The sequence below is a fragment of the Enterobacter cloacae complex sp. P24RS genome (assembly GCF_014982165.1).
Classification (GTDB): domain Bacteria; phylum Pseudomonadota; class Gammaproteobacteria; order Enterobacterales; family Enterobacteriaceae; genus Enterobacter; species Enterobacter quasihormaechei.
Genome location: NZ_JADCKU010000002.1, coordinates 194917 through 220441 on the forward strand (window position 1 = coordinate 194917; position 25525 = coordinate 220441).

The 25525-nt window shown below is 56.3% G+C and carries 24 protein-coding genes, 1 pseudogene and 1 other annotated feature; of the genes and pseudogenes, 8 read left to right on the forward strand and 17 right to left on the reverse strand.

The window, feature by feature from the left end; translation table 11 throughout:
* Positions 1-7: 7 nt before the first annotated feature.
* Together INF58_RS21060 and satP are read left to right on the forward strand one after the other, a co-directional pair.
* A pseudogene (locus INF58_RS21060) lies at positions 8-411 on the forward strand (DUF4087 domain-containing protein).
* A gap of 326 nt (positions 412-737) precedes the next feature.
* Positions 738-1304 (forward strand): acetate uptake transporter, encoded by a 567-nt coding sequence (satP, locus tag INF58_RS01735; RefSeq protein ID WP_063450701.1) that lies wholly within the window; start codon positions 738-740, stop codon positions 1302-1304.
* Here the strand turns inward: satP and INF58_RS01740 are convergent.
* The 3 genes from INF58_RS01740 to tal form a co-directional block, all read right to left on the reverse strand.
* Positions 1281-2603, reverse strand: a complete 1323-nt coding sequence (locus INF58_RS01740; protein WP_193526866.1) for an MFS transporter — start codon at positions 2601-2603, stop codon at positions 1281-1283. The genes satP and INF58_RS01740 overlap by 24 nt on opposite strands.
* Positions 2604-2725: 122 nt before the next feature.
* Positions 2726-3313 carry a molybdopterin adenylyltransferase gene (gene mog, locus INF58_RS01745; protein ID WP_193526867.1) on the reverse strand — a complete coding sequence of 196 codons (588 nt, stop codon included), beginning with the start codon at positions 3311-3313 and terminating at the stop codon, positions 2726-2728.
* A 110-nt stretch (positions 3314-3423) separates the two neighbouring features.
* Complete coding sequence (tal, locus tag INF58_RS01750) at positions 3424-4377, reverse strand: transaldolase (RefSeq protein WP_003856481.1); 954 nt, start codon at positions 4375-4377, stop codon at positions 3424-3426.
* Between the two features lie 262 nt (positions 4378-4639).
* Here tal and INF58_RS01755 point away from each other — a divergent pair, with 262 nt between their 5' ends.
* Both INF58_RS01755 and yaaA read left to right on the forward strand, forming a co-directional pair.
* Positions 4640-6073, forward strand: coding sequence for a sodium:alanine symporter family protein (locus INF58_RS01755; protein ID WP_193526868.1), 1434 nt, complete (start codon positions 4640-4642; stop codon positions 6071-6073).
* A gap of 66 nt (positions 6074-6139) precedes the next feature.
* Positions 6140-6913, forward strand: a complete 774-nt coding sequence (yaaA, locus tag INF58_RS01760; RefSeq protein ID WP_063867419.1) for a peroxide stress protein YaaA — start codon at positions 6140-6142, stop codon at positions 6911-6913.
* Between the two features lie 31 nt (positions 6914-6944).
* On the opposite strand, the gene INF58_RS01765 is transcribed toward yaaA, so the two are convergent.
* The 7 genes from INF58_RS01765 to yjjY all read right to left on the reverse strand — a co-directional run bounded on the left by INF58_RS01765 (position 6945) and on the right by yjjY (position 13816).
* Entirely contained in the window at positions 6945-7232 is a 288-nt protein-coding gene (locus INF58_RS01765) for a DUF2502 domain-containing protein (RefSeq protein WP_107534663.1), read from the reverse strand.
* A gap of 313 nt (positions 7233-7545) precedes the next feature.
* Entirely contained in the window at positions 7546-8832 is a 1287-nt protein-coding gene (thrC, locus tag INF58_RS01770; protein ID WP_193526869.1) for a threonine synthase, read from the reverse strand.
* A 3-nt stretch (positions 8833-8835) separates the two neighbouring features.
* Entirely contained in the window at positions 8836-9765 is a 930-nt protein-coding gene (thrB, locus tag INF58_RS01775; protein ID WP_193033821.1) for a homoserine kinase, read from the reverse strand.
* A gap of 1 nt (position 9766) precedes the next feature.
* Complete coding sequence (gene thrA, locus INF58_RS01780) at positions 9767-12229, reverse strand: bifunctional aspartate kinase/homoserine dehydrogenase I (RefSeq protein WP_107534662.1); 2463 nt, start codon at positions 12227-12229, stop codon at positions 9767-9769.
* Between the two features lie 24 nt (positions 12230-12253).
* Positions 12254-12371 (reverse strand) — a sequence feature (Thr leader region).
* Complete coding sequence (thrL, locus tag INF58_RS01785; RefSeq protein WP_072039575.1) at positions 12310-12378, reverse strand: thr operon leader peptide; 69 nt, start codon at positions 12376-12378, stop codon at positions 12310-12312. (Overlaps the previous feature by 62 nt.)
* A gap of 211 nt (positions 12379-12589) precedes the next feature.
* A complete protein-coding gene (locus INF58_RS01790; RefSeq protein ID WP_112792008.1) occupies positions 12590-13276 on the reverse strand; it encodes a tRNA/rRNA methyltransferase in 687 nt (228 codons plus the stop codon).
* A gap of 399 nt (positions 13277-13675) precedes the next feature.
* Positions 13676-13816 carry a protein YjjY gene (gene yjjY / locus INF58_RS01795; RefSeq protein WP_001541509.1) on the reverse strand — a complete coding sequence of 47 codons (141 nt, stop codon included), beginning with the start codon at positions 13814-13816 and terminating at the stop codon, positions 13676-13678.
* A 95-nt stretch (positions 13817-13911) separates the two neighbouring features.
* On the opposite strand from yjjY, the gene arcA reads away from it, so the two are divergent.
* Positions 13912-14628 (forward strand): two-component system response regulator ArcA, encoded by a 717-nt coding sequence (arcA, locus tag INF58_RS01800; protein ID WP_003856501.1) that lies wholly within the window; start codon positions 13912-13914, stop codon positions 14626-14628.
* A 49-nt stretch (positions 14629-14677) separates the two neighbouring features.
* On the opposite strand, the gene creA is transcribed toward arcA, so the two are convergent.
* Positions 14678-15148, reverse strand: coding sequence for a protein CreA (gene creA / locus INF58_RS01805; protein WP_063450711.1), 471 nt, complete (start codon positions 15146-15148; stop codon positions 14678-14680).
* Between the two features lie 215 nt (positions 15149-15363).
* On the opposite strand from creA, the gene robA reads away from it, so the two are divergent.
* Positions 15364-16233 carry an MDR efflux pump AcrAB transcriptional activator RobA gene (gene robA / locus INF58_RS01810; RefSeq protein WP_063450712.1) on the forward strand — a complete coding sequence of 290 codons (870 nt, stop codon included), beginning with the start codon at positions 15364-15366 and terminating at the stop codon, positions 16231-16233.
* On the opposite strand, the gene gpmB is transcribed toward robA, so the two are convergent.
* Complete coding sequence (gpmB, locus tag INF58_RS01815; RefSeq protein WP_063867415.1) at positions 16230-16877, reverse strand: 2,3-diphosphoglycerate-dependent phosphoglycerate mutase GpmB; 648 nt, start codon at positions 16875-16877, stop codon at positions 16230-16232. The two genes, robA and gpmB, sit on opposite strands and share 4 nt — an antisense overlap.
* 47 nt (positions 16878-16924) lie before the next feature.
* On the opposite strand from gpmB, the gene yjjX reads away from it, so the two are divergent.
* The gene (yjjX, locus tag INF58_RS01820) at positions 16925-17440 is read left to right on the forward strand and encodes an inosine/xanthosine triphosphatase (RefSeq protein WP_131636657.1); all 516 of its coding nucleotides are present in this window, start codon (positions 16925-16927) and stop codon (positions 17438-17440) included.
* Positions 17441-17467: 27 nt separating this feature from the next.
* On the opposite strand, the gene trpR is transcribed toward yjjX, so the two are convergent.
* Together trpR and sltY are read right to left on the reverse strand one after the other, a co-directional pair.
* Positions 17468-17797, reverse strand: coding sequence for a trp operon repressor (gene trpR, locus INF58_RS01825; protein WP_010427104.1), 330 nt, complete (start codon positions 17795-17797; stop codon positions 17468-17470).
* A 55-nt stretch (positions 17798-17852) separates the two neighbouring features.
* Positions 17853-19790: a murein transglycosylase gene (gene sltY, locus INF58_RS01830; RefSeq protein ID WP_131636656.1), complete on the reverse strand. Its 1938-nt coding sequence runs from the start codon at positions 19788-19790 to the stop codon at positions 17853-17855.
* Positions 19791-20016: 226 nt separating this feature from the next.
* Between sltY and ettA the strand changes: the two genes are divergently transcribed.
* Positions 20017-21684, forward strand: coding sequence for an energy-dependent translational throttle protein EttA (gene ettA, locus INF58_RS01835; protein WP_006810191.1), 1668 nt, complete (start codon positions 20017-20019; stop codon positions 21682-21684).
* 94 nt (positions 21685-21778) lie between these two features.
* Here ettA and INF58_RS01840 read toward each other — a convergent pair whose 3' ends face one another.
* The 3 genes from INF58_RS01840 to radA form a co-directional block, all read right to left on the reverse strand.
* Positions 21779-22678 (reverse strand): LysR family transcriptional regulator, encoded by a 900-nt coding sequence (locus tag INF58_RS01840; protein ID WP_193526870.1) that lies wholly within the window; start codon positions 22676-22678, stop codon positions 21779-21781.
* 186 nt (positions 22679-22864) lie between these two features.
* Positions 22865-24097, reverse strand: a complete 1233-nt coding sequence (nadR, locus tag INF58_RS01845; RefSeq protein WP_063867411.1) for a multifunctional transcriptional regulator/nicotinamide-nucleotide adenylyltransferase/ribosylnicotinamide kinase NadR — start codon at positions 24095-24097, stop codon at positions 22865-22867.
* Between the two features lie 35 nt (positions 24098-24132).
* Positions 24133-25518, reverse strand: coding sequence for a DNA repair protein RadA (radA, locus tag INF58_RS01850; protein WP_193526871.1), 1386 nt, complete (start codon positions 25516-25518; stop codon positions 24133-24135).
* Between the last annotated feature and the right edge of the window lie 7 nt (positions 25519-25525).

A 25525-nucleotide genomic window follows, 5' to 3' on the forward strand; every position in this document is an offset into this window, starting at 1 on the left:
AGCCGCAATGAGAAAATACCTACCCTTGGTCTTACTGATTTTAAGCAATCATGCCTTAGCCAAGGAGTTAAGGTGTGGCTGGTTACAAAGCCCCAGTCCAGCCAATCAGTGGCTCACCGATCGAGACGGTACATGTGATATTTCTTTGCAAGGGGATAATTCTTCACCAGAAGTAGAAAATCCAAAAAATTTCTTTATGATCAATATGTTACAATCAGTGGAGATTACGAATATGGATGCGCCTGTATCAGGGTTGATGTGAACACCAAAGCGAAAAAATCACTCAAATATACAGTTCCAAAGTACTCCCACTTGAGTGCTGTCAAATCAGATAAAAAAATCTCCCCCTTCCCTAAACATTTAAGCACACGCGAAGGCATTCCCTCGGCGAGTATTAATTTTTGCGCTTAAAACCTCCCCTTCCAAGCATCCGTCGCTTACTAACGAAAGCCTGATGATTTTATGATTGCTAAACCTAGCTTTAACAAACATATGAACAGGTCGTGGCCATCATGACGCCCTGTCTGGTTTGGCGGCAGAGGCTTTTAAAATACAATTACAAAAACTAAGGAATAACTTGAGAAATTGTCTAACTTAGCAGGTAAAAATTTTTTATTTCACCCTATCCAGATCATAGACGCAGCATCTCGCGCCCATTATGATGCCGCGCCCTGTCAGGTAGAACTGACGCGGGTTTAACCATTTCACCATTTTAATGATGATTTTTTTGAGGACTTATGGGCAACACTAAGTTGGCTAATCCGGCTCCGCTGGGCCTGATGGGTTTTGGCATGACCACCATTCTGCTGAACCTGCACAACATCGGGATGTTCCCGATGGACGGCGTAATCCTGGCGATGGGCATTTTTTACGGCGGTATCGCACAAATCTTTGCAGGCCTGCTGGAATATAAGAAAGGCAATACCTTCGGCTTAACCGCCTTTACCTCTTACGGTTCGTTCTGGCTGACGCTGGTCGCAATTCTGCTGATGCCTAAAATGGGCCTGGCGGATGCGGCAAACGCCCACTTCCTGGGTGTGTACCTGGGACTGTGGGGCGTCTTCACCCTGTTCATGTTCTTCGGCACCCTGAAGGCGAACCGCGCACTGCAATTCGTCTTCCTGAGCCTGACCGTGCTGTTCGCCCTGCTGGCAATGGGTCACCTGGCGGATAACGAAGGCATCGTTCACGTTGCCGGCTGGGTTGGTCTGGTGTGCGGCGCAAGCGCTATCTACCTGGCAATGGGTGAAGTGCTGAACGAGCAGTTCGGCCGCACCGTATTACCGATTGGTGAAAAACACTGATCCCTCTGTCGTGCCCGCATCGCGGGCACGATAACCCCCAGACTGACGAAGCCATATCCCCAATACCAGCCCCATCAGCGATAACGCCAGCACGTACCACGCTGGTGCGAGCGGCGACACGCCCATCAACACCGTAACCACTATTGGCGTTAGCCCACCGAAAATGGCATACGAGACGTTATAAGAGAACGAGATCCCGGTGAAGCGTACCTCCGGCGGAAAGGCGCGGACCATCACGTACGGTACGGCGCCAACGACCCCCACGCACAGCCCAACGATGCCGTACAGCAGGAACAGCTGTTCAGGATGGGTGCCCGCCAGATGATAAAAAGCCCAGCTCGACGCGGCCAGCAGCAGGCTGCCAACGATAAAGGTCACGCTGGCGCCAAAACGATCCGCCGCCAGCCCGGCGGCCAGACAGCCAAAGCAGAGCATAATCGTCGCGATGCTGTTCGCCTGCAACGTTACCGCAGGCGCAAAACCGTACTGCTTTTGCAGCCAGACCGGCGACATCAAAATGACCACCACGATACCCGCAGACAGCAGCCAGGTGAGCAGCATCGACACCACCACCGCTTTTTTATGCCGCACCACCACCGTTTTCACCGGCAGTTCTTGTGCCAGCGTCTTCCGCTGCTGCATTTCCAGAAATATTGGCGTCTCCTGCAACCAGCGACGCAGGTACATCGCCACCAGCCCGAACGCTCCCCCCAGCAGGAAAGGAATACGCCAGCCCCAGTCGTAAACGGTCTGCTGCGTCATGCTGGTATTGATGAGGGTTGCCACCACGGAGCCAAGCAGAATGCCAACCGTTAGCCCGGCCGTCAGCGTTCCGCACGCAATGCCGATGCGCCGCGCCGGGACGTGCTCGGCGACAAACACCCACGCGCCCGGCACTTCTCCACCAATGGCCGCGCCCTGGAGCACGCGCATCAGCAGCAGCAATAACGGAGCGATAATGCCCATCGATGCATAGGTCGGCAAGAGGCCAATGGCCAGCGTCGGCACGGCCATCAGCAGGATACTGAGGGTAAACATCTTCTTGCGCCCGACCAGATCGCCAAAGTGCGCCATGACGATGCCGCCCAGCGGACGCGCCAGATACCCGGCAGCAAAAATGCCGAAGGTTTGCACCTGGCGCAGCCATTCCGGAATATCCGCCGGGAAGAACAGCGCACCCACGACGGCGGCGAAGAAAACGAAGATGATGAAGTCGTAAAACTCCAGCGCGCCGCCTAAGGCAGCGAGCGTGAGGGTTTTGTAGTCCTGTCGATTCAGAGGTCGGGCGTTATGTGACATAGCGAACCATTGTGCGTGTGTTGTGGATTTATTTTTACAGCAATCGTAAAGAAAAAATTACTATATCGTAAATCCATTTACACGCTACTGCCGCTGGCCCGAATGTCACATTTTAATCAACTTCAGGAGATTGTCTCGCGGCGGGCGCTTTTCGGACGAAATGCTGCTACCACGTTGTCGTCAGTTTCAACGTACGGCCCGTCAAGCAGCTGTATACAATACGGTACACTTGCAAAGATACCGTGGACGATGACGCTACCGTCCTCGGCCTTTAAGCCTTCCAGCGTCTCTTTGATCGACTTCGGCTGCCCCGGCAGGTTCAGGATCAGCGCCTGTTTGCGGATCACACCGACCTGACGGGAAAGAATGGCCGTCGGAACAAAGTGTAGACTGATCTGGCGCATCTGTTCACCGAAGCCCGGCATTTCCCGCTCGGCGATAGCCAGCGTCGCGTCAGGCGTCACGTCGCGGCGCGCGGGGCCGGTTCCGCCCGTCGTCAACACCAGGTGGCAGCTCATCTCATCCACCAGCTCGCACAGGGTCTGCTCGATGATCGGCTGCTCGTCCGGGATCAGGCGAGTCTGGATCTCAAACGGGGTAGTCAGCGCGCTGCCCAGCCATTCTTCCAGAGCAGGGATGCCTTTATCCTGATAAACACCGCTGGAGGCGCGGTCAGAAATCGACACTAAGCCGATGCGTAAGGTATTCATATCCATTCCATTCAAAAAGTACTGATTAATGGGAATGATACACGCAGAGAGAAAATTCAGACAGAGGCGGGGGAAAGACGCGTGACCGGGAGCCCGGTCACGCAGAATGATTACAGCAGGTCGCCGATCATTTTTTCCAGTTTTTCCTGGTCGATAGCAAACTTACGGATACCGTCCGCCAGCTTGTCTACTGCCATTGGATCCTGGTTATGCTGCCACAGGAACTCGGATTCCGTGATGCGCTCCGGGCGCGCTTTCACTTCACCGGTGTAAGACAGTTTACGCTCGATAGCGCCTTCGCTTTCTGCCAGCTCTTTCAGCAGCGCAGGGGCGATGGTCAGGCGGTCACAGCCGGCCAGCTCGATAATTTCACCGACGTTACGGAAGCTTGCGCCCATCACAACGGTCTCATAGCCGTGCTGTTTGTAGTATTCGTAGATTTCCGTCACGGAAATCACGCCTGGATCTTCAGACGCCGCGTACTCTTTCTTGTCGGTGTTGGCTTTGTACCAGTCCAGAATACGGCCCACGAACGGAGAAATCAGGTATACGCCAGCTTCGGCACAGGCACGCGCCTGCGCGAAGGAGAACAGCAGAGTCAGGTTACAGTTGATCCCTTCTTTTTCCAGCTGCTCGGCGGCGCGAATGCCCTGCCAGGTAGAGGCCAGTTTGATCAGGATACGGTCGTTGCTGATGCCCGCATCGTTGTACAGTTTGATCAGGCGTTTTGCTTTGGCGATAGAGGCTTCGGTGTCGTAGGACAGGCGAGCATCAACTTCAGTTGAGATACGGCCAGGAACCAGTTTCAGAATTTCCAGACCGATGTTCACCGCCAGTTTGTCGGTAGCATCCACAACCTGCTGCGCGCGGTCATTGCTCTGCGCTTTCGCCCAGGTCACCGCTTCGTCGATCAGTTTGCGATACTCAGGGATCTGCGCAGCGTTAAGGATCAGAGAAGGGTTGGTTGTAGCATCCTGCGGCTGGTACAGCTTCATTGCCGCAATATCTCCGGTGTCAGCGACGACAGTGGTGAACTGACGAAGGGAGGTCAATTTATCCGTCATGATAGTGTTTCTCTTTTAACGTTCCCTGGATAATTCACACTACCGACAGCCTGCCAGCAGCGGAAAAATGACAGGTTTACTTGTTAGGGGGATGTAACCGGTCTGCCCTGATGATAACACGAGTGAGAGGCAGCGCAACCGCAGACAGTGCGCTTAGGCAGAGTATGATAAACTCACAATATTAACAGGCTGCTAAGTAACAGCATGCACAATCAGTGGTAGCGCTTACATATTCACTTTGGCATCAACAAGAGGGACGTTAGTGCCTGATTTCTTTTTCTTTATCAACGAAGTCCTCTGGGGTTCGATCATGATTTACCTGCTTTCAGGGGCAGGTATCTGGTTTACGTGGCGCAGCGGGCTGATTCAGTTTCGCTATATCCGCAAATTTGGCAGAAGTCTGAAAAACAGCGTCACCCCGCAGCCGGGCGGCTTGACGTCGTTTCAGGCGCTCTGTACCAGCCTCGCCGCACGCATCGGCAGCGGTAACCTGGCCGGTGTTGCGCTGGCGATCGGCGCGGGCGGTCCGGGCGCCGTGTTCTGGATGTGGGTAACGGCGATTATCGGCATGGCCACCGCCTTTGCCGAGTGCTCGCTGGCCCAGCTCTACAAAGAAAAAGACAGCAAAGGCCAGTTTCGCGGCGGACCTGCCTGGTATATGGCTCGCGGGCTGGGAATGCGCTGGATGGGCGTTCTGTTCTCGATCTTTTTGCTGGTGGCGTATGGCCTGATTTTCAACACCGTTCAGGCAAATTCCGTCGCCCACGCGCTGCGCTTTGCCTTCAATTGTCCGGAGTGGCTGACGGGCGGCGCGCTTGCCCTTCTCACCCTGCTGACCATAGTGACCGGTCTTAAAGGGGTTGCCCGACTGATGCAGTGGCTGGTTCCCCTGATGGCGCTGCTGTGGGTGTCCACCAGCCTGTTGGTATGCGCGATACATATCGACGAGGTGCCGAACGTCATCGCCACCATTTTCAAAAGCGCGTTTGGCTGGCGCGAAGCGGCGTCCGGCGCGCTGGGTTACACCGTTAGCCAGGCCCTCACTGCCGGGTTTCAGCGGGGGATGTTCTCCAACGAAGCGGGAATGGGCTCCACGCCAAATGCCGCCGCCGCGGCCGCATCCTGGCCCCCGCATCCCGCCGCGCAGGGCATTGTGCAGATGATTGGCGTCTTCACGGACACCATTGTTATCTGCTCCGCCAGTGCGATGATAATGCTGCTGGCCGGCGCCGTTGAACATCCATCCGGCAGTACGGCAGGCATTCATTGGGTACAACAGGCGCTGGTCTCACTCGTTGGCGGCTGGGGCGCCGGTCTGGTCGCCCTTGTCGTGGGGTTTTTTGCCTTCAGCTCCATTGCGGTGAACTATATCTATGCCGAAAACAACCTTGTCTTCCTGAACGTCGATTCGCGTCTGGCCCGCAACGTCCTTCGCGCGGCTGTGCTGGGGATGGTGTTCGTCGGCTCCCTGCTCAGCATGCCGATGGTCTGGCAAATAGCGGACGTCATTATGGCGCTGATGGCCATCACTAACCTGACGGCCATTTTGCTGCTTTCACCGGTTGTGGCGCTGATCGCGCGGGATTATCTGCGTCAGCGCAAGCTTGGCGTGCCGCCCGTCTTTGACGCCTCACGCTATCCCGAAATCGAGTCACAAATTGCCCCTGGCACCTGGGATGATTTGCCGCGGCAATAACAGCTATCGATCAAATCAGGGCGATTTTTTGTTAAAGTCGCTCTAAATTTCCTGCAAGGACTGGATATGCTGATTCTGATTTCACCTGCAAAAACGCTTGACTACCAGAGCCCGCTCGCCACTGAGCGTTATACCCAGCCGGAACTGCTGGACTACTCGCAACAGCTGATCCACGAGGCGCGTAAACTGTCGGCTCCGCAGATCGCCTCGCTGATGAGCATCAGCGATAAACTCGCCGACCTGAACGCCACCCGTTTTCACGAGTGGCAGCCTGACTTCACGCCCGACAACGCGCGCCAGGCGCTGCTGGCCTTTAAAGGTGACGTCTACACTGGCCTGCAAGCAGAAACGTTTAGCGAAGCCGATTTCGATTTTGCCCAGCAGCATCTGCGCATGCTGTCCGGCCTGTATGGCGTACTTCGCCCGCTGGATCTGATGCAGCCGTATCGTCTGGAGATGGGTATTCGCCTGGAAAACGCCAAAGGCAAAGATCTGTACCACTTCTGGGGCGATGTGATCACCGACAAGCTTAACGCGGCGCTGCAAGCCCAGGGGGATAACGTGGTGATCAACCTGGCCTCCGATGAGTACTTCAAATCGGTGAAGCCGAAAAAGCTGAACGCGGACATTATCAAGCCGGTGTTTCTCGACGAGAAGAACGGCAAATTTAAAGTGATCAGCTTCTACGCCAAAAAAGCGCGCGGTCTGATGAGCCGATTCATCATTCAAAACCGCCTGACAAAGCCGGAGCAGCTCACCGCTTTTAACAGCGAAGGGTATTTCTTCGACGAGGCATCGTCAGGCAAAAATGAACTGGTGTTTAAGCGTCACGAGCAATAAAAGACAACCCCGCCAGCTGGCGGGGTTTGTGTTAATGGTGTTTCCTGTCCGGGCCCGGACGATGATCGTCATGACGGTGGCGATCGTGACGATCGCGATGTTCATCGTGCGGACGCCAGTGGTTGTCGCGCCAGTCATAGTGCGCTTTCCACCAGTCATGGTCGCGCCAGCGGCCGCCATCCCAGTAGTGTCCGTTATTATCCCGATCGCCAATTTGCAGCTTTACAGCAGGCACGAGGGTTATCTCAGCGGCCTGCACCGCCATGGGAGCGACCAGCATCAGTGAGAGCGCGATGAGTGCAGGTTTCAGTGTAGACATAGGTGACTCCTTATTCTTCTTGCCCAGCGTGGGCCGATGTAAGGAGAGTACGTGATGGGAACGGCGGATGTTATTCTCTGCAATCCTAAACGCTAAGTGGCCGCATTTATTGGGAATTTCTGCTTTTTTCCTGCTGTTTTTCTCCTTAATTTCTCCATAAAAAAGCCGGGTGGCGGCTGCGCCTTACCCGGCCTACGGACCGGAGCTCTCGTTGCCGGGTGGCGCTGCGCTTACCCGGCCTACGATTGGGTTCGTTGGGGTCGTTGTGGATCTTGTAGGCCCGGTAAGGCGTAGCCGCCACCGGGCAAGAGAATCACGCTCGGGCCATCATCAGCTTACGCAGTGCTGCAAAATCTGCCGGCAGCTCATGGGACAGCAGCGGCAGATCAGCGCGCTCGGCCAGCTCTTTTGGCAGCGGCAGCGTTTCACCCAGGATCGCTTCCACGCTCTCCTTAAACTTCGCCGGATGAGCGGTTCCGAGGAACAGGCCATACTCGCCCGGCTGAAGCGCGTCGCGCAGCGCACGGTAAGCAATCGCCGCGTGCGGCTCAGAGGTATAGCCCACGGCTTTCAGCTCACGCATGGTCGCTTTGGTGGTTTCATCCGTCACCGCAGCGTAGCCGAGGTCGCCCAGACGCCAGACCTTACGGCGGAACAGCTCTTCCACACGCGGCCAGTTGTTAGGCTGTGACACATCCATCGCATTGGAGAGCGTGGCCTGCGTCGCGTTCGGCGCCCATTTCCCGTCTTTCAGGTAGCGCGGCACGGTGTCGTTGGCGTTAGTGGCGGCAATAAAGCGCTTCACCGGCAGACCGAGTGATTTCGCCAGCAGGCCCGCCGTCAGGTCGCCGAAGTTGCCGCTTGGCACGGAAACCACCAGCTGATTGCGCGCGTCCTGCGGCAGCTGCGCCACCGCTTCGAAGTAGTAGCAGATCTGCGCCAGCAAACGGCTGATGTTGATTGAGTTGGCGGAGTTCAGACCCAGCGCCACCTTCAGCTCTTCGTCGTCGAAGGCCTGCTTCACCAGCGCCTGACAGGCATCGAAATCGCCGTCGATCGCCACGGTTTCAATGTTGCCCCCAAGGGTGCAGAACAGTTTTTCCTGAAGCGGACTGATTTTGCCCTTCGGATAGAGGATCACCACGCGGACGTTTTTCAGGCCGTAGAACGCATGGGCCACCGCCGCACCGGTATCGCCGGAGGTCGCGGTCAGAATCGTCACCGGTTTGTCGCCGCTGATGTGAGTAAGCATCTGCGCCATAAAGCGGCCGCCGAAGTCTTTAAACGCCAGCGTCGGGCCGTGGAACAGCTCAAGACAGCCGACGTCCGGCTCAACCTGCTGAACCGGAGCCGGGAAAGCAAACGCCGCACGCACGCGCTCTTCCAGCAGCTCCTGCGGGATTTCATCGCCGATAAACGCAGACAGAATTTTGGTGCTGCGGGTGACAAAGTCCTGCTTCAGCAGCTCATCGATTTCGGTCAGCTGGAATTCCGGCAGGTCGTGCGGGAAGAACAGCCCCTGATTTTTGCCCAGCCCCTGCGTGACCGCCTGCGCGAAGCTGACCTGCTCGTTATGATCTTTAAGGTTGTAGAGTTTCATTCGTTATCCCAGTACTCGTGCGCCAGCCGTGTCCAGACGGCAAATATGAACAAAGCCTTCCTGATTTTGCAGGTAGTGTTTAGAGAGCCAGTCCGCCACGCGCTGCGCGGTGTCTGGTTTGTCGCACAGGGCGAACAGCGTCGGGCCGGAGCCGGAGATGCCGCATGCCTGCGCGCCGATATCCATTGAAGCCTGTCGCGCCTCGTTAAAGCCAGGAAGCAGCTTCGTGCGGTACGGCTCGGCAATCACGTCTTTCATGAGTTTCGCCGCCAGCTGCGGCTGGCGGGTGTAGCAGGCGTGAATAAAGCCCGCCAGGTGACGCCCGTGAGCGATACAGTCCTGACGACGATACTGCGCCGGCAGGATCGCGCGCGCTTCCGCGGTCGAGACCTTAATGCCAGGATAGGCCAGCACCCACAGCCACTCGTCAAACCCGGGCACCTGCTGGCTGATGATGCCATTTTCTTCAATCATCAGCTGCATGCCGCCGAGGAAGCACGGTGCCACGTTATCATAGTGAATACTGCCGGAGATGCGCCCTTCCAGCTCGCCCATCAGCGCCAGCAGACGGCTGTTGTTCAGCGGCTTGCCGCAGTGCTCGTTCATCGCCACCAGCGCGGCGACTACCGAACACGCGCTGGAGCCCAGTCCCGAGCCAATCGGCATGCTTTTTTCCAGCGTCATGGCGACCGGCACGTTTTTGCCGATCTCCTGACAGAAGCGTTCCCAGCACTGATAAACAATATTCTCGCGTGGTTCAGGCGGCAGCTTACTGGCGAAACGGCCCACGTTAGTCAGGCTGAAGCGCTCTGCCGCCTCAACCGTTACCGTATCACCCAGCAGCGAACCGTCCACCGGCGTCACCGCCGCGCCCAGCACGTCAAATCCGACGCTCATATTGGCGCTGGAAGCCGGGGCATATACTTTAACCATCTTAAACTCCTAACTTCCATGACAGGGTACGCAGCAGATCGGCAAACACGCCCGCCGCCGTCACATCATTCCCTGCGCCATAGCCGCGAAGCACCAGCGGCAGTGGCTGATAATAGTGGCTGTAGAACGCCAGGGCATTCTCGCCGTTTTTCACCTTGTACAGCGGATCGTTGCCATCCACTTCGGCAATCTTCACCCGGCAGACGCCATCCTCTTCAATGTTGCCAACATAGCGCAATACCTTACCTTCATCACGGGCTTTCGCCACGCGTGCGGCAAAGGCATCGTCAAGCTGAGGTAAATTCGCCATAAAGGCGCTGACGTCGCCACTGTCATCAAATTCTGCTGGCAGCACCGGCTCAATCACGATATCCGAAAGCTCCAGCTCGCGGCCCGTTTCGCGCACCAGGATCAGCAGCTTGCGCGCCACGTCCATCCCGGAGAGATCGTCGCGCGGGTCCGGCTCGGTGTAGCCCAGCTCGCGCGCGGCACGGGTGGCTTCCGAGAGGCTCATGCCTTCATCCAGCTTGCCGAAGATAAACGACAGGGAGCCGGAGAGGATGCCGGAGAAGCGCTGCAATTCGTCGCCCGCGTTCAGCAGGTTTTGCAGGTTCTCAATGACCGGCAGGCCCGCGCCCACGTTAGTGTCGTACAGGAACTTGCGGCGCGACTTGCTCGCCGCCAGACGCAGCTGGTGATAGTAATCCATCGACGAGGTGTTGGCCTTTTTGTTCGGCGTCACCACGTGGAAACCTTCGCGCAGGAAGTCCGCGTACTGGTCGGCCACGGCCTGGTTCGAGGTACAGTCAACGATCACCGGGTTGAGCAGATGATACTCTTTCACCAGGCGGATCAGGCGGCCCAGGTTGAACGGCTCTTTCGCCTCTTCCAGCTCCGCCTGCCAGTTTTCCAGGTTCAGACCGTGGACGTTAGTGAGCAGCGCTTTCGAATTCGCAATTCCGCAGACGCGCAGATCGATGTGCTTTTTCTTGAGCCACTCCTGCTGGCGCTTCACCTGCTCCAGCAGCGCACCGCCGACGCCGCCGACGCCAATCAGGAACAGCTCGATGACCTGATCGGTGTTGAACAGCATCTGGTGAACCACGCGCACGCCGGTGGTCGCATCGTCGTTATCGACTACAACTGAAATTGAACGCTCGGACGAGCCCTGCGCAATCGCCACGATGTTGATATTGGCACGCGCCAGCGCGGCAAAGAATTTGGCAGAGATACCACGCAGGGTGCGCATGCCGTCGCCAACGACGGAGATCACCGCCAGACGCTCCTGAATAGAGAGCGGCTCCAGCAGCTCCTCTTTCAGCTCCAGATAGAACTCTTCCTCCAGCGCGCGACGGGCGCGCAGGCAATCGCCCTGCGGTACGCAGAAGCTGATGCTGTATTCGGAAGAGGACTGGGTGATCAGCACCACCGAGATCCCGTTGCGGGACATGGCGGCAAACACGCGTGCAGCCATGCCGACCATCCCCTTCATACCCGGGCCGGAGACGCTGAACATCGCCATGTTATTCAGGTTCGAAATGCCTTTCACCGGCAGGTCATCTTCATTCGCGCTGGCGCCAATCAGCGTGCCCGGCGCTTGCGGGTTACCGGTGTTTTTAATCAGGCATGGGATCTGGAACTGGGCAATCGGGGAGATGGTGCGCGGGTGAAGTACTTTGGCGCCGAAGTAGGAAAGCTCCATCGCTTCCTGATACGACATGGACTTCAGCAGCCTGGCGTCCGGCACCTGGCGCGGATCGCAGGTATAAACGCCGTCGACGTCAGTCCAGATCTCACAGCAGTCTGCGCGCAGGCACGCGGCCAGCACGGCAGCGGAGTAGTCAGAGCCGTTACGGCCCAGCACGACTAATTCGCCCTTCTCGTTCCCGGCGGTAAAGCCCGCCATCAGGATCATATGGTCAGAGGGGATTTTGCTCGCGGCGATACGGCGGGTTGATTCGGCAATATCCACGGTGGATTCGAGGTAGTGGCCCACCGCCAGCAGTTTTTCAACCGGGTCGATGACCGTCACGCGGTGACCGCGCGCTTCCAGCACGCCCGCCATGATGGCGATGGAGAGTTTTTCACCCCGGCAAATCAGCGCCGCGTTGATGCTGTCCGGGCACTGACCCAGCAGGCTGATACCGTGAAGGACATGTTTAATCTGGGCAAATTCGAGTTCAACGGTGGTTTTCAGCTGCGCCAGCGGGAAGCCCGGCTGGGCATCTGCCAGCCCCTGAAGCAGCTCGGTGAAGATACGCTCAGCGTCGCTGATGTTCGGAAGTGCATCCTGACCACCAATGGTTTTTTCAATCATCGCCACCAGGTGGTTCGTGATTTTGGCCGGGGCAGAGAGCACGGTGGCAACCTGCCCCTGCCTGGCGTTGCTTTCCAGGATATCGGCAACGCGCAGAAAACGCTCCGCATTTGCCACTGACGTACCGCCGAACTTCAACACTCGCATGGTTCTACCTCATTTCCTTTAGCCGAAAAAAAAGCCCGCACTGTTCAGGTGCGGGCTTTTTTCTGTTTTTCCTGTACGCGTCAGCCCGCATCGTTACCTGTGGTAATGATGGTGGTTGTAGTAATGGTGGTGATGCTGATGCGTTTCATGGATGTTGTGTACTCTGTCATTATTATCTGTCTGTGCTCTATTCTTTTAGGGTTAAAGGATCGGGCACCTTAAGTCAATGAATTTTTACTTTGATCACAATTCGGGACATTCTCACGTCCCGCTGCGAGCAGATTTATTTTCATCCGAATACCCCATATGCAACCCCAGTTATCAGCGAGATCGGCCATATTAAAAACTTATGACAGCATTTTACTCGGCTAATTTTTTTTCAATATCATGGAGCAATCGGTGCAGCATTGCCGTGTCGCGCTGTTCAAGACGTCCCAGGCGCTGCTGCAACCAGTCCACCATTTTCCGATCGTCAGCCACGCCCAGCTGCATAAGCAGTTTGTCAGCGCGAACGCGCAGGGCCGCCAGCTGGTTTTCATCCGTTGCCGTCACCGGTGGCTGAGAAATTTGTATTAAGGATGCTAATTGATAGCAGTAAACCATCACCGCCTGGCCCAGATTAAGTGACGGATAATCCGCCACCATCGGCGCGCCCGTCAGCACGTCAGCCAGCTCCAGCTCTTCATTCGTCAGCCCCGAATCTTCGCGCCCAAACACCAGCGCCGCTTTCTCCAGCCACTGGCTTTTTTCTTCCAGCATGGGCACCAGTTCAGCAGGCGTGGCGTAATAGTGAAACTTCGCCCGGCTGCGCGCGGTGGTCGCGACGGTAAAGGAAATATCGTGCAGGGCGTCAGCGAGCGTCGCGTAAGTGGTTATATTATCGAGAATATCACCCGAACCGTGCGCCACCCACCGTGCGGCAGGCTCCAGATGCGCCGTGCTGTCTACAATACGCAAATCGGTAAAACCCATGGTCTTCATGGCACGCGCCGCAGCGCCAATATTTTCAGCTCTTGCTGGTGCCACCAGCACAATCGACAGATGCATTTATGCTCTCTTTTTAATCAGTTAGCAGGTAAAAATGTGATTCACTTCAACATATTACGCAGCACGAATTTACAATTTTGCAACACAAATCACCGAAATAGCGTTTCATAACAATTAAAAAAAGCTAAACTATTTTGTGACTGAACAATCAGTTAGAATGTTAACAGAAGTATATTATCCTTATGTTTTGTAATGATAATGACTATATGAATACTCTTTTCTGATTGGATTCGTATCGTTTATCAATCAATGTCCGCAACTAGTTGGTTTATTGAAAAATTGTGACAAAGGCTAGCATTCAGCTACGATGATTTCATCAAACTGTTAACGTGCTACAATTGAACTTGATATATGTCAACGAAGCGTAGTTTTATTGGGTGTCCGGTGTCACTTAGCCTGTTATGTTGCTGTTAAAATGGTTAGGATGACAGCCGTTTTTGACACTGTCGGGTCCAGAGGGAAAGTACCCACGACCAAGCTAATGATGTTGTTGACGTTGATGGAAAGTGCATCAAGAACGCAATTACGTACTTTAGTCACGTTAGGCCGATCATGTTAATTTGCGACATGCATCAGGCAGGTCAGGGACTTTTGTACTTCCTGTTTCGATTTAGTTGGCAATTTAGGTAGCAAACATGCAGACCCCGCACATTCTTATCGTTGAAGACGAGTTGGTAACACGCAACACGTTAAAGAGCATTTTCGAAGCAGAAGGCTACGATGTCTTTGAAGCGACCGATGGCGCAGAGATGCATCAGATCCTTTCTGAAAATGATATCAACCTGGTGATTATGGATATCAACCTGCCGGGCAAAAACGGCCTTCTTCTGGCGCGCGAGTTGCGTGAACAGGCGAACGTCGCGTTGATGTTCCTGACAGGCCGTGACAACGAGGTTGATAAAATTCTTGGTCTGGAAATCGGCGCGGACGACTACATCACCAAGCCGTTTAACCCACGCGAGTTAACCATTCGTGCACGCAACCTGCTGTCCCGCACCATGAATCTGGGTACGGTCAGTGAAGAGCGTCGTAGCGTCGACAGCTACAAATTCAACGGCTGGGAACTTGATATCAATAGCCGTTCGCTGATTAGCCCGAACGGTGAGCAGTATAAACTGCCGCGCAGTGAATTCCGCGCGATGCTGCACTTCTGCGAAAACCCGGGCAAGATCCAGTCCCGTGCAGAACTGCTGAAGAAAATGACCGGTCGTGAGTTGAAGCCACACGATCGTACCGTTGACGTTACCATCCGTCGTATTCGTAAACATTTCGAATCTACGCCTGATACGCCGGAAATCATCGCCACGATCCATGGTGAAGGCTATCGTTTCTGCGGTGACCTACAGGAATAATCCGTCACGTCACGCAGTAAAAAACGGCGCATTTGCGCCGTTTTTTTTATCAATGCCACGGCATAATGGGCACCGCGCTGATCGCGTTTTTCGGTGAGCCTTCCACGACTTTGTCGGAATAAGCCAGATAAGCTAACGTGTTGCGTTTCGCATCGTAGAAACGCACCACCTGTAGCTTTTTGAACACCAGCGAGGTCCGTTTCTGGAATACGACGTCGCCCTGAGCTTTGCCGTTTTTGATTTTGTCGCTCAATTCAACCGGGCCGACCTGCTGGCAGGAAATGGCCGCGTCAGACGTATCCTCAGCCAGCCCCAGCCCGCCTTTAATCCCGCCCGTCTTTGCCCGGCTGACGTAGCAGGTGACGTTTTTAACATCCGGATCGTCAAAGGCCTCCACCACAATTTTGTGGTCCGGCCCAAACATTTTAAACACGGTATCCACAGAGCCCACCTGTTCAGCCTGCGCTGCGCTTCCCGCCATGAGTACCAACGCTGTAAAGAGTAAAGCCTTGTATTTCATATTGTTACCATTCATAAAAAATTACGCTGAGCGATTATTCAACACGTTAGCTAAAAATGTAGCAAGATCACAGGATTAGAATATATCCGCACATAAACCCCCACAAAAAGCATTTATGCGCAAAAAAAACACTGAATGCTAAAACGTCAAAAAATGCTATTATCCGCTAACCTGTAAACAGGCACCTGCGGCAGTTTTAAGGATGAGGATAGTATATGGATCAGGCTGGAATTATTCGCGACCTGCTCACCTGGCTGGAAGGTCATCTCGACCAGCCATTGTCACTGGATAATGTGGCGGCAAAAGCAGGCTATTCCAAGTGGCATCTGCAAAGGATGTTCAAGGATGTCACCGGTCATGCTATCGGTGCCTATATTCGTGCACGTCGGTTATCAAAGTCTGCTGTTGCGTTGCGCCTGACCGCGCGACCCATCCTCGATATTGCCCTGCAATATCGCTTCGATTCACAGCAAACCTTTACCCGCGCCTTTAAGAAACAGTTCTCGTTAACGCCTGCGCTTTATCGCCGCTCGCCTGACTGGAGCTCCTTTGGTATGCGTCCGCCGCTGCGTCTGGGCGAATTTGCGATGCCAAAATATGAAATCATCACCCTGCCGGAAACGCACCTGGTCGGCACCACCCAGAGCTACTCCTGTTCCCTGGAGCAGATCTCCGAGTTCCGCCATCAGATGCGCGTTCAGTTCTGGCGCGAATTTTTAAGCCACGCGCCGGCGATCCCGCCGATTCTGTATGGCCTGAACGAAACGCATCCAAGCCAGGAAAAAGACGACGAGCAGGAGGTGTTTTATACCACGGCGCTCACGCCTGACATGGCGAACGGGTACATTCATGGCTCGCAGCCTGTCGTGCTGGAAGGCGGCGAATATGTAATGTTCTCATACGAAGGGTTAGGAACGGGCGTTCAGGAGTTCATCCTGACCGTTTACGGGACCTGCATGCCGATGCTGAATCTGAATCGCCGTAAAGGTCAGGACATTGAGCGCTACTATCCGGCACAGGATGCTAAACCGGAAGAAGGCCCTATCAATCTGCGTATGGAATTCCTGATTCCGGTACGTCGTTAACGCTGTAATTCGTCCAGTGCAGGGGCATCAAGATGCGAAATGTCCCCTGCCGTTTCAACCACCCACCCCGATGCCAGCCAGGCGCTTTCCTGATAGTCGATACGGGAAATGGAACAGTTGCGCAGACGTAAACGGCGCTCGGCGTAAGCCGGCAGACCCAGAATGGTGCTCACCAGGCAACCCAGCGCGATACCGTGGCTCACCAGCAGCGGACGGCTACCTGCCGGAAGCTTCAGGCACTCGGCCAGCGCGGCATGCATACGCACGCTCAGCTCCTGCATGGATTCACCCTCCGGGATGCGGCCATCTTCGGTACCGTTCACCAGCATGCGACGCCAGCCTTCTTCGGTTTCCGTCAGCGTATCGATGGGACGTTTTTCCAGCACGCCCATATCCAGCTCGCGCAGGCGCGGTTCGAGGGTGACGTCACAGCCACAGGCATCGGCGATGATGCGTGCCGTCTGCTGCGTGCGGCCTAAATCACTGGAGATAACGTGAGTGATGCCCAGCGTTCTGGCGCGCTCCGCCACCTGCCACGCTTGTTGCACACCCTTGTCGGTGAGAGGACTGTCTGACTGCCCTTGAATACGTCGCTCGGCGTTCCACTGCGTTTCACCGTGGCGAACAAGGTATACCTGTAACATGCTTTTTTTCCGTTATACTGCGATGAATTTTTTAATCGAGCTTAATTATGCACCATGTTGTCTCTGCTACCACCAATCCTGCCAAAATTCAGGCAATTCTAAGGGCATTTGAAGAGATCTTCGGCGAAGGATCCTGCCATATGGACGCCGTCGGCGTCGAGAGTGGCGTGCCGGAACAGCCGTTTGGCAGCGAGGAAACGCGCGCTGGCGCACGAAATCGCGTGGCGAATGCAAAAGCCGCCGCACCCGACGCTGACTTCTGGGTCGCGATTGAAGCGGGCATCGACGAAGGAGCAACCTTTAGCTGGGTTGTCATCGAAAGCCGCGAGCAGCGCGGCGAAGCGCGTTCAGCCACCCTGCCGCTGCCGGAGGTCATTCTGGAAAAAGTCCGCGCAGGTGAAGCGCTCGGGCCGGTGATGTCACAGTACACCGGCATTGATGAAATTGGGCGTAAAGAAGGGGCGATTGGCGTCTTTACCGCCGGCAAGCTCACCCGTTCGAGCGTTTATCACCAGGCGGTGATCCTGGCGCTGAGCCCGTTTCATAACGCGATTTATCGTTAAGTTTGTAGGCCGGATAAGGCGAAGCCGTCATCCGGCGTTTTTCAGCAATACCGCTTCCAGCCACTGGCGCAGCTCAACCGGCGCAGACTTCAGGCTGTTCGATCCACGGGTGATAGTCGCGATGCCCGCGCCCAGCTCGTTTTTCAGCTCGCGCTGGCTCATCTCACCGCGTAATAGCTCTTCAATAATCCGCACGCGCGTGCCCAGCGCCTCACGCTCGTCCGGCGTAAGCATCAGCTGCATGAGGGGTAGGTGCAAATCCTGCTCGTAAGACTGTCGAAGCAGCTCCACAAAACGAAGCCACTCCTGATGACGCTGTTCGGCCATGGCCGAGGAATACGGGGAATGCTGGGTCATGTTATGCTGCCTCTTGTACTCATTAACGAGTACAGCATAACACAACCCACGCCGATCAGTAACGTCTCTGCCACTCAGCATCGCTCATCAGGGCATCTTTCTCCCCCATGAAGTGCCGATAGTAGGCGTCATACGCCAGCACGTTCTTCACGTATCCGCGCGTTTCCGAGAACGGAATGCTTTCAACGAACGCCACGGCGTCGAGTCGCCCTGCGCTGTTGCCGAGCCACGTCCGCACGCGCCCAGGCCCTGCGTTGTACGCCGCTGACGCGAAGATGCGGTTATTACCGAACTGCTGATAGACGTACTGCAAGTAGCTGGTACCGATATTGATGTTGGTATCCGGATCCAGCAGCTGGGACGGGCTGCTGTACCCCGGGATATTAAACATCTTCACCGTGTGCGTCGCGGTGCCCGGCATAATCTGCATCAGGCCGCTGGCCCCCACCGGAGAACGCACTTTCGGGTTCCAGGCGCTCTCCTGGCGCGCGATCGCCATCGCGTAGCTCTGCGGGATATCTTTGTCGCGGGTGTAGCGCTCAAAGAGATCGTTGTACGCCAGCGGGAAACGCTCCTCAAGATGATCCCACAGCTTGCCGGCGATCGTCGCCTGTACGCTCAGATCCCACCAGCGATTATCAAACGCGTAGCGGGCAAGCTGCGCCTTCTCATCGACGGTACGGCTGGTCACCAGATTGGCCCACTCGCTGCGCGCGGTATTATCCAGATTCCAGTACATCAGCTCACGCACGCGGGCCATTTCTGGCCCCTGGGTCAGCGCCGGGTTCGCGTTGGCGGGCGCTTTGTCGATCTTCAGCGTGTACTCCTCACCCAGACGCTGTGCCGCCGCCATCGGGTAGAAGCCGCGCTGCTGCATCAGGGAGTGGAGGATCGCTTTGGCTTCGTCTTCACGGCCACGCTCCAGCAGCAGGTCCGCCTGCCAGTAACGCCACTCATCTTTCTCTTTGGCATCCATCGGCAGACGCGCCAGCCAGGTATTGAGGCCGCGGCGGTCGCCCGTGCCCAGCGCCATGCGCACGCGGCGCTCCACCAGCGAAACGGAGTTTGAACGCATCACCGCATCGTCACGCCAGCGCGCCTGTTCGTCGGTGACATCCGTGCCCATCAGTCGCCACGCCACAATGTCGCGCAGCTCCTGGGTTTGATCGTCATTAAGCTGCTGGGCCTGCACCAGCTGCGGGATCATCAGCCGCGCGTTTTCCACATCGTCACGCGCCACGCTGGCAAAGGCCACCGCCGCCATTTGACGGGTAAAATCGGTCGCGCCGGTGGTACGCGCAAACGTCAGCACGGTGTTGGGATCGTTTGCCAGACCGATAACGGCAGACGCAATGGTCTGATAATCCGCTGGCATCTGGCCCGCCAGCACGTTGACCAGCCGGGTGTTTCCGGCCTTCATTGCCAGGCGAATGCGTTCCAGGTAAGCGAGCGGATCCTGCTTGCCCGAGGCGCGCCAGGCGCTGAAAAGCGGGTCACAGGCGTTTGGCTGGCTTTTGCCCGTCAACCACAAATCTTTCGCCCCGGCCCAGGCTTCCTCCTGCTGGCCGGTCGCCCATTTCGCATAATAGTAATTACACTGCGCTTCCGTCGCACCCGGTTTATCAGGGCTGAAGGCCAGCAGGCCGCGCCAGTCTTCACGACGGGCCAGCTCGTTCACGAACCGGGATTTCAGGGTGCGCGCAGGCGGCAGGGTCGGGTTCGCCTGAATGAAGTTATTCACGGTGACGGTCGGTTGATTCATGAGATCGTCCGTGATCTGGCGATACTCAAGGTACGGATACAGCGGATAATCCTTCAGCGTCGGCATCAGCGCCTGCACGGTATCCATCTGCTTGTTGTCCCATGCCTGTTTAATCTGGGCATAGCGGTTACGTTGTTCATCCAGTGAATCGGCATGCACCGCCTGGCTTACCGCCATTACGCATACGCTGGCAGCCAGCAGACGCCAGACCACCCGTTTGGCTTTTTCCACAAGCTCTTCCTCATTGTTTTTCGTTAGTTGCAGCGTCTTGCCACGTCAAAGTTACCTCAACTTATGCTAACCAGGCATCCCACAACGCGCCACGTCGTGGACACTTTTTTACCTTTCTTGCGCGTTTTAACACTCCCGACGTTCCTGGCTGGGATTAGGGCGTGAAAAAGGCTACACTTCGAGGCTGAAATTCATTCTCATCACGATAAAAGAGGCGAAGTCCAACGTGGCTCAATTCGTTTATACCATGCATCGTGTCGGCAAAGTTGTCCCGCCGAAACGTCATATTCTTAAAAATATCTCGCTGAGCTTCTTCCCGGGCGCAAAAATTGGTGTTCTGGGTCTCAACGGTGCCGGTAAGTCCACCCTGCTGCGCATCATGGCCGGCATCGATACAGACATCGAAGGTGAAGCCCGTCCGCAGCCTGGCATCAAGATCGGCTACCTGCCGCAGGAACCTCAGCTGAACCCGGAGCACACCGTGCGTGAATCCGTTGAAGAAGCGGTGTCCGAAGTGGTTAACGCGCTGAAAGGTCTGGATGAAGTGTATGCCAAATACGCCGAGCCGGATGCGGACTTCGACAAACTGGCCGCTCAGCAGGGCAAATATGAAGAGATTATCCAGGCGCACGACGGTCACAACCTGAACGTGCAGCTGGAGCGCGCGGCCGATGCCCTGCGTCTGCCGGACTGGGATGCAAAAATCGCTAACCTCTCCGGTGGTGAGCGCCGCCGCGTGGCGCTGTGCCGCCTGCTGCTGGAAAAACCAGACATGCTGCTGCTCGACGAACCAACCAACCACCTGGATGCCGAATCCGTGGCCTGGCTGGAGCGCTTCCTGCACGACTTCGAAGGTACCGTAGTGGCAATTACCCACGACCGTTACTTCCTCGACAACGTGGCAGGCTGGATCCTGGAGCTGGACCGCGGTGAAGGGATTCCGTGGGAAGGCAACTACTCTTCCTGGCTGGAGCAGAAAGATCAGCGTCTGGCGCAGGAAGCTTCTCAGGAAGCGGCGCGCCGTAAGTCTATTGAGAAAGAGCTGGAGTGGGTTCGTCAGGGCGCGAAAGGCCGTCAGTCCAAGGGCAAAGCCCGTCTGGCGCGCTTCGAAGAGCTGAACAACACCGAATACCAGAAGCGTAACGAAACCAACGAACTGTTTATCCCGCCTGGAGCACGTCTGGGGGATAAAGTGGTTGAAGTGACCAACCTGCGTAAGTCATACGGCGACCGCCTGCTGATCGACGATCTGACCTTCTCCGTACCGAAAGGTGCGATTGTGGGCATTATCGGTCCGAACGGCGCGGGTAAATCCACCCTGTTCCGCATGATGTCCGGTCAGGAGCAGCCTGACAGCGGCTCTATCACCCTGGGTGAGACCGTGAAGCTGGCGTCCGTTGACCAGTTCCGCGACGCGATGGACAACAGCAAAACCGTGTGGGAAGAAGTGTCCGGCGGGCTGGATATCATGCGTATCGGCAATACCGAGATGCCAAGCCGCGCCTATGTTGGCCGCTTTAACTTCAAGGGCACCGACCAGGGCAAACGCGTGGGCGAGCTGTCCGGCGGTGAGCGTGGTCGTCTGCACCTGGCGAAACTGCTTCAGGTTGGCGGCAACGTTCTGCTGCTCGATGAACCGACCAACGACCTGGACATCGAAACCCTGCGCGCGCTGGAAAACGCCCTGCTGGAGTTCCCGGGCTGCGCCATGGTTATCTCGCACGACCGCTGGTTCCTTGACCGTATCGCGACCCACATCCTGGACTACCAGGACGAAGGTAAAGTGGAGTTCTTCGAAGGTAACTTCACCGAATACGAAGAGTACAAGAAACGCACGCTGGGCGCTGACGCGCTGGAGCCGAAGCGTATTAAGTACAAGCGTATTGCTAAGTAAGTGCCAAAAAAAGCCGGGTGGCGCTCACGCTTACCCGGCCTACGGTTCTGCTCTGTTTGTAGGCCGGGTAAGGCGAAGCCGCCACCCGGCTTTTTTATTTGCCCACGTAATACCGCTTCACCTCGTCAAACTCCATCGCAAACTCGATATAGCTCATCAGCGCGGGCGAATTGAGCTTACGGCTCGGATAGGCCAGCCACAGATCGTTTCCCTCAACGCTCCACTCCGGCAGCACTTTCACCAGCGCGCCTCTCTCGATTTTGTCTTCCAGCAGGAATGCGGGTAACAGCGTGATCCCCGCCCCGGCAATCGCGCACTCGCGGGCGTACACCAGGTTATCCGTCAGATGGGCGTTATCCGGCAGAAAGCGATAATCCTCGCTCTCGCTCTGCAACAACCACTCAGCCCAGGATTTATGGGTAATACAACGGTGATCCACCAGCTGTCGGGGATGGGTTAACGGCTCCCGGCGCGCCAGATAGTCGGGCGATGCCAGCATGTAGCGTGGACAGTGCCCTATCATGCGGCCGATCAGGGAAGAGTCCTGAGGTTTCCCGGTTCGCAGGGCAACGTCGAAACCCGACTCCACCAGATCGAGGACATCATCTGAAATTGAAACATCGAGCGAAACGTCAGGATAGCGAAGCTGGAACTCGGCATTCATATGCGCCAGCAGGGTCGCGCCAATCCCCGCCGGACACGTAATACGCAGCCGTCCGCTGGGGTTTTCGCGCAGGCGCTGAATGGCATACTCCGCCCGCTCGCTGGCCGCCAGCATCTCGCGACAGTGCACCAGATAGTGCTCGCCCGCGAACGTCAGGCTGATCCTGCGCGTGGTGCGATTCAGCAGACGGATCCCCACCTGCTGTTCAAGCTGGCTGATGCGCTGGCTGACGCTGGATTTCGGCAGCTCAGCTTTCAGCGCCGCCGCGGTAAAGCTGCCCATTTCTGCCACCAGCGCAAACAGCGCCATATCCTGAAGCTGTTTAAACATGATTGTTCATCCCGTGCGAACGGTGAGCTCTGGATTGTCCATTTTATCACGCAGTTGACCCCTTACCAGACTAGCCTCAACAAGACGCATTTCATCTAGGAGCACAGGTCAGTGAAATGATTGCGCCGCAGGGGTATATGCGTGGGGAGGTAGTGGTTGAGTTCTGAGTGGATAATTCCCCTCACCCTAACCCTGCTCCCCCATCATCTCTTTCACCAGCTCGACGCAGCGCAGGAAACGGGTGTCGTAGTCCGACTCTTCAACATGCACAAACTCAACGTTGTTTTCGTTAAGCATCTCAACCAGCATGGTCTGGAACTCGCGCCTGTCTACCGAGCTGCCCAGGCTGCGCATGCCGTCGGCCACCCACGGCGTGTTGTTTTCCAGCAGGATCACCAGGTCAAAGCGATATTCGTCAATCAGCGCCTGCACAAACGGGTGCTCGCGTCCTTCGTACTTTTTACAGAACGCCTGCGTGGTGACGAAATCAGTATCAATAAACGCGACTTTGTTGGCGTATTTCACCGCAAAATCAATGTACTGGGCGTGTCCCAGCGCAATTTTGTCGTAGTCGGAATACTGCAATGCCATCTCGTCACCGCCGAGGTGTGAGAAGACATAATCGCGTCCGTACTCCCACGCGCTGGTGGTGTTAAAGATATTTGCCAGCTTATTGACCAGCGTCGATTTGCCGCTCGACTCGCCGCCAAGGATCGCCACCGTACGCACGAAGAACGGCTTCACCTCGGTCGGGATGTAGTCCCAGTAACGGAACGGGTTCTCACGGATCTGCGCCCCGCTGATGTTCATAAAGGTGCGTTTAGGATCGATCAGCACCGTCTCGATGCCCAGATGCTCGCGGAACTGCGGCGCGTCGGACTCTTCAGAGGTGTAGATCCAGTTAGGCGTAATGCCCTTCTCTTCCATAAACGCTTTGACGCCGTTGCTCCACACGTCCCAGCCGTGCGGATACGGCTCCATGCCCTCTTCATTAAAGGCATGAATGCGAATATTTTTCTGATACTTAAACGTCTGAAGCAGCCAGCGCAGGCGGTCCGGCACCGTGGGCTGCTGCGACATGGCGCTGTCTTCAAACAGCTGGCGATCGCGGGTTTCGTCGTAACCCATGATGATATGCAGCTCGTCGACCTGGCTACAGGCGCGCTGGATCAGATAGATATGACCGGTATGCAGCGGGTAGAACTTGCCGAACACCACGCCTATATTCTTTTGCATCCGCGGAAATTCAAGCCCCAGAAAACGGTGCAACGCTTCAAGCTTCTGCGCGCTGGGGCTTTTGATTTTGGCGTTCAGCAGTTGGCTCAGGTAGCCCTTGGTCATGCCGCTGGCGTCCGCCACCTGCTGCAACGTGCAGCCCTTCTGGCGGATCGCGGTCTTGATGTAGTCAAAGGATGACATAAATTACGGTGCCTCCTGCAAAATCGAATACGTAATTATAAGTCGTCAAAGACATTTAACGCATCTGCGAGTTTTTTAACGCCAAAAACCTGCATCCCTTCCGGGATTTTTTTCGGCACGTTGGCGGCCGGAACAATCGCGCGGCGGAAGCCGTGTTTTGCCGCTTCGGAGATACGCTCCTGTCCGCTCGGCACCGGGCGGATTTCGCCCGCCAGCCCCACTTCGCCAAACACCACCAGATCCTGCGGGAGTGGCCTGTCGCGCAGGCTGGAGACCATCGCCAGCAGCAGCGCCAGGTCCGCGCTGGTTTCGGTCACCTTCACGCCACCCACCACGTTGACGAACACATCCTGATCCGCCATTTGCAGGCCGCCGTGACGGTGCAGCACCGCCAGCAGGATCGCCAGGCGGTTCTGTTCCAGACCGACCGCCACGCGCCGTGGGTTGCCCATCATCGAATGATCCACCAGCGCCTGAATTTCGACGAGCAGCGGACGCGTCCCCTCCCACAGCACCATCACCGAACTCCCGGACGTAATCTCGTCGCCACGGCTCAGGAAGATGGCCGACGGATTGCTGACTTCGCGAAGCCCCTGCTCGGTCATGGCAAAAACGCCCAGCTCATTCACCGCGCCGAAGCGGTTTTTGTGGCTGCGCAGGGTACGGAAGCGGGAGTCCGCATCGCCGTCGAGCATCACCGAGCAGTCGATACAGTGCTCCAGCACCTTCGGCCCCGCCAGCGAGCCGTCTTTGGTGACGTGACCGACCATCACAATCGCCACGCCGCGCGTTTTGGCAAAGCGCGTTAAATACGCAGCCGTTTCACGCACCTGCGCCACGCTGCCCGGCGAGGACTGAATGTCCGCCATGTGCATCACCTGGATGGAGTCGATCACCATCAGCTTCGGCTGCTCTTCTTCGGCGATCATGCAGATCTGCTCGATGCTGGTTTCCGACAGCATATTCAGGTTACCGATCGGCAGTCCGAGACGGTGAGCGCGCATCGCCACCTGCTGGAGGGATTCTTCACCCGTCACGTACAGGGTTTTCATCTGTTCGGCGAGCTTGCAGAGCGTTTGCAGCAGCAGGGTCGATTTGCCCGCGCCCGGGTTACCGCCGATCAGAATAGCGCTGCCCGGCACCACGCCGCCGCCGAGCACGCGGTCAAATTCTTTGAATCCGGTTGAGAAGCGCGGCAGCGCCTCAAGGCTGATATCCGAAAGTTTTTGTACCTTCGACACGCCTGCATTGCCCGCATAGCCGCTCAGCCGTTCATTGCGGGCCACGCTCGGCGAAGCCGCCACACCACGCACTTCGGTGATGGTGTTCCAGGCATGACAGGCGCTGCATTGCCCCTGCCAGCGCGGATAATCCGCACCACATTCATTACAGACAAATGCGCGTTTTGGAGCTTTCGCCACGGTTTAC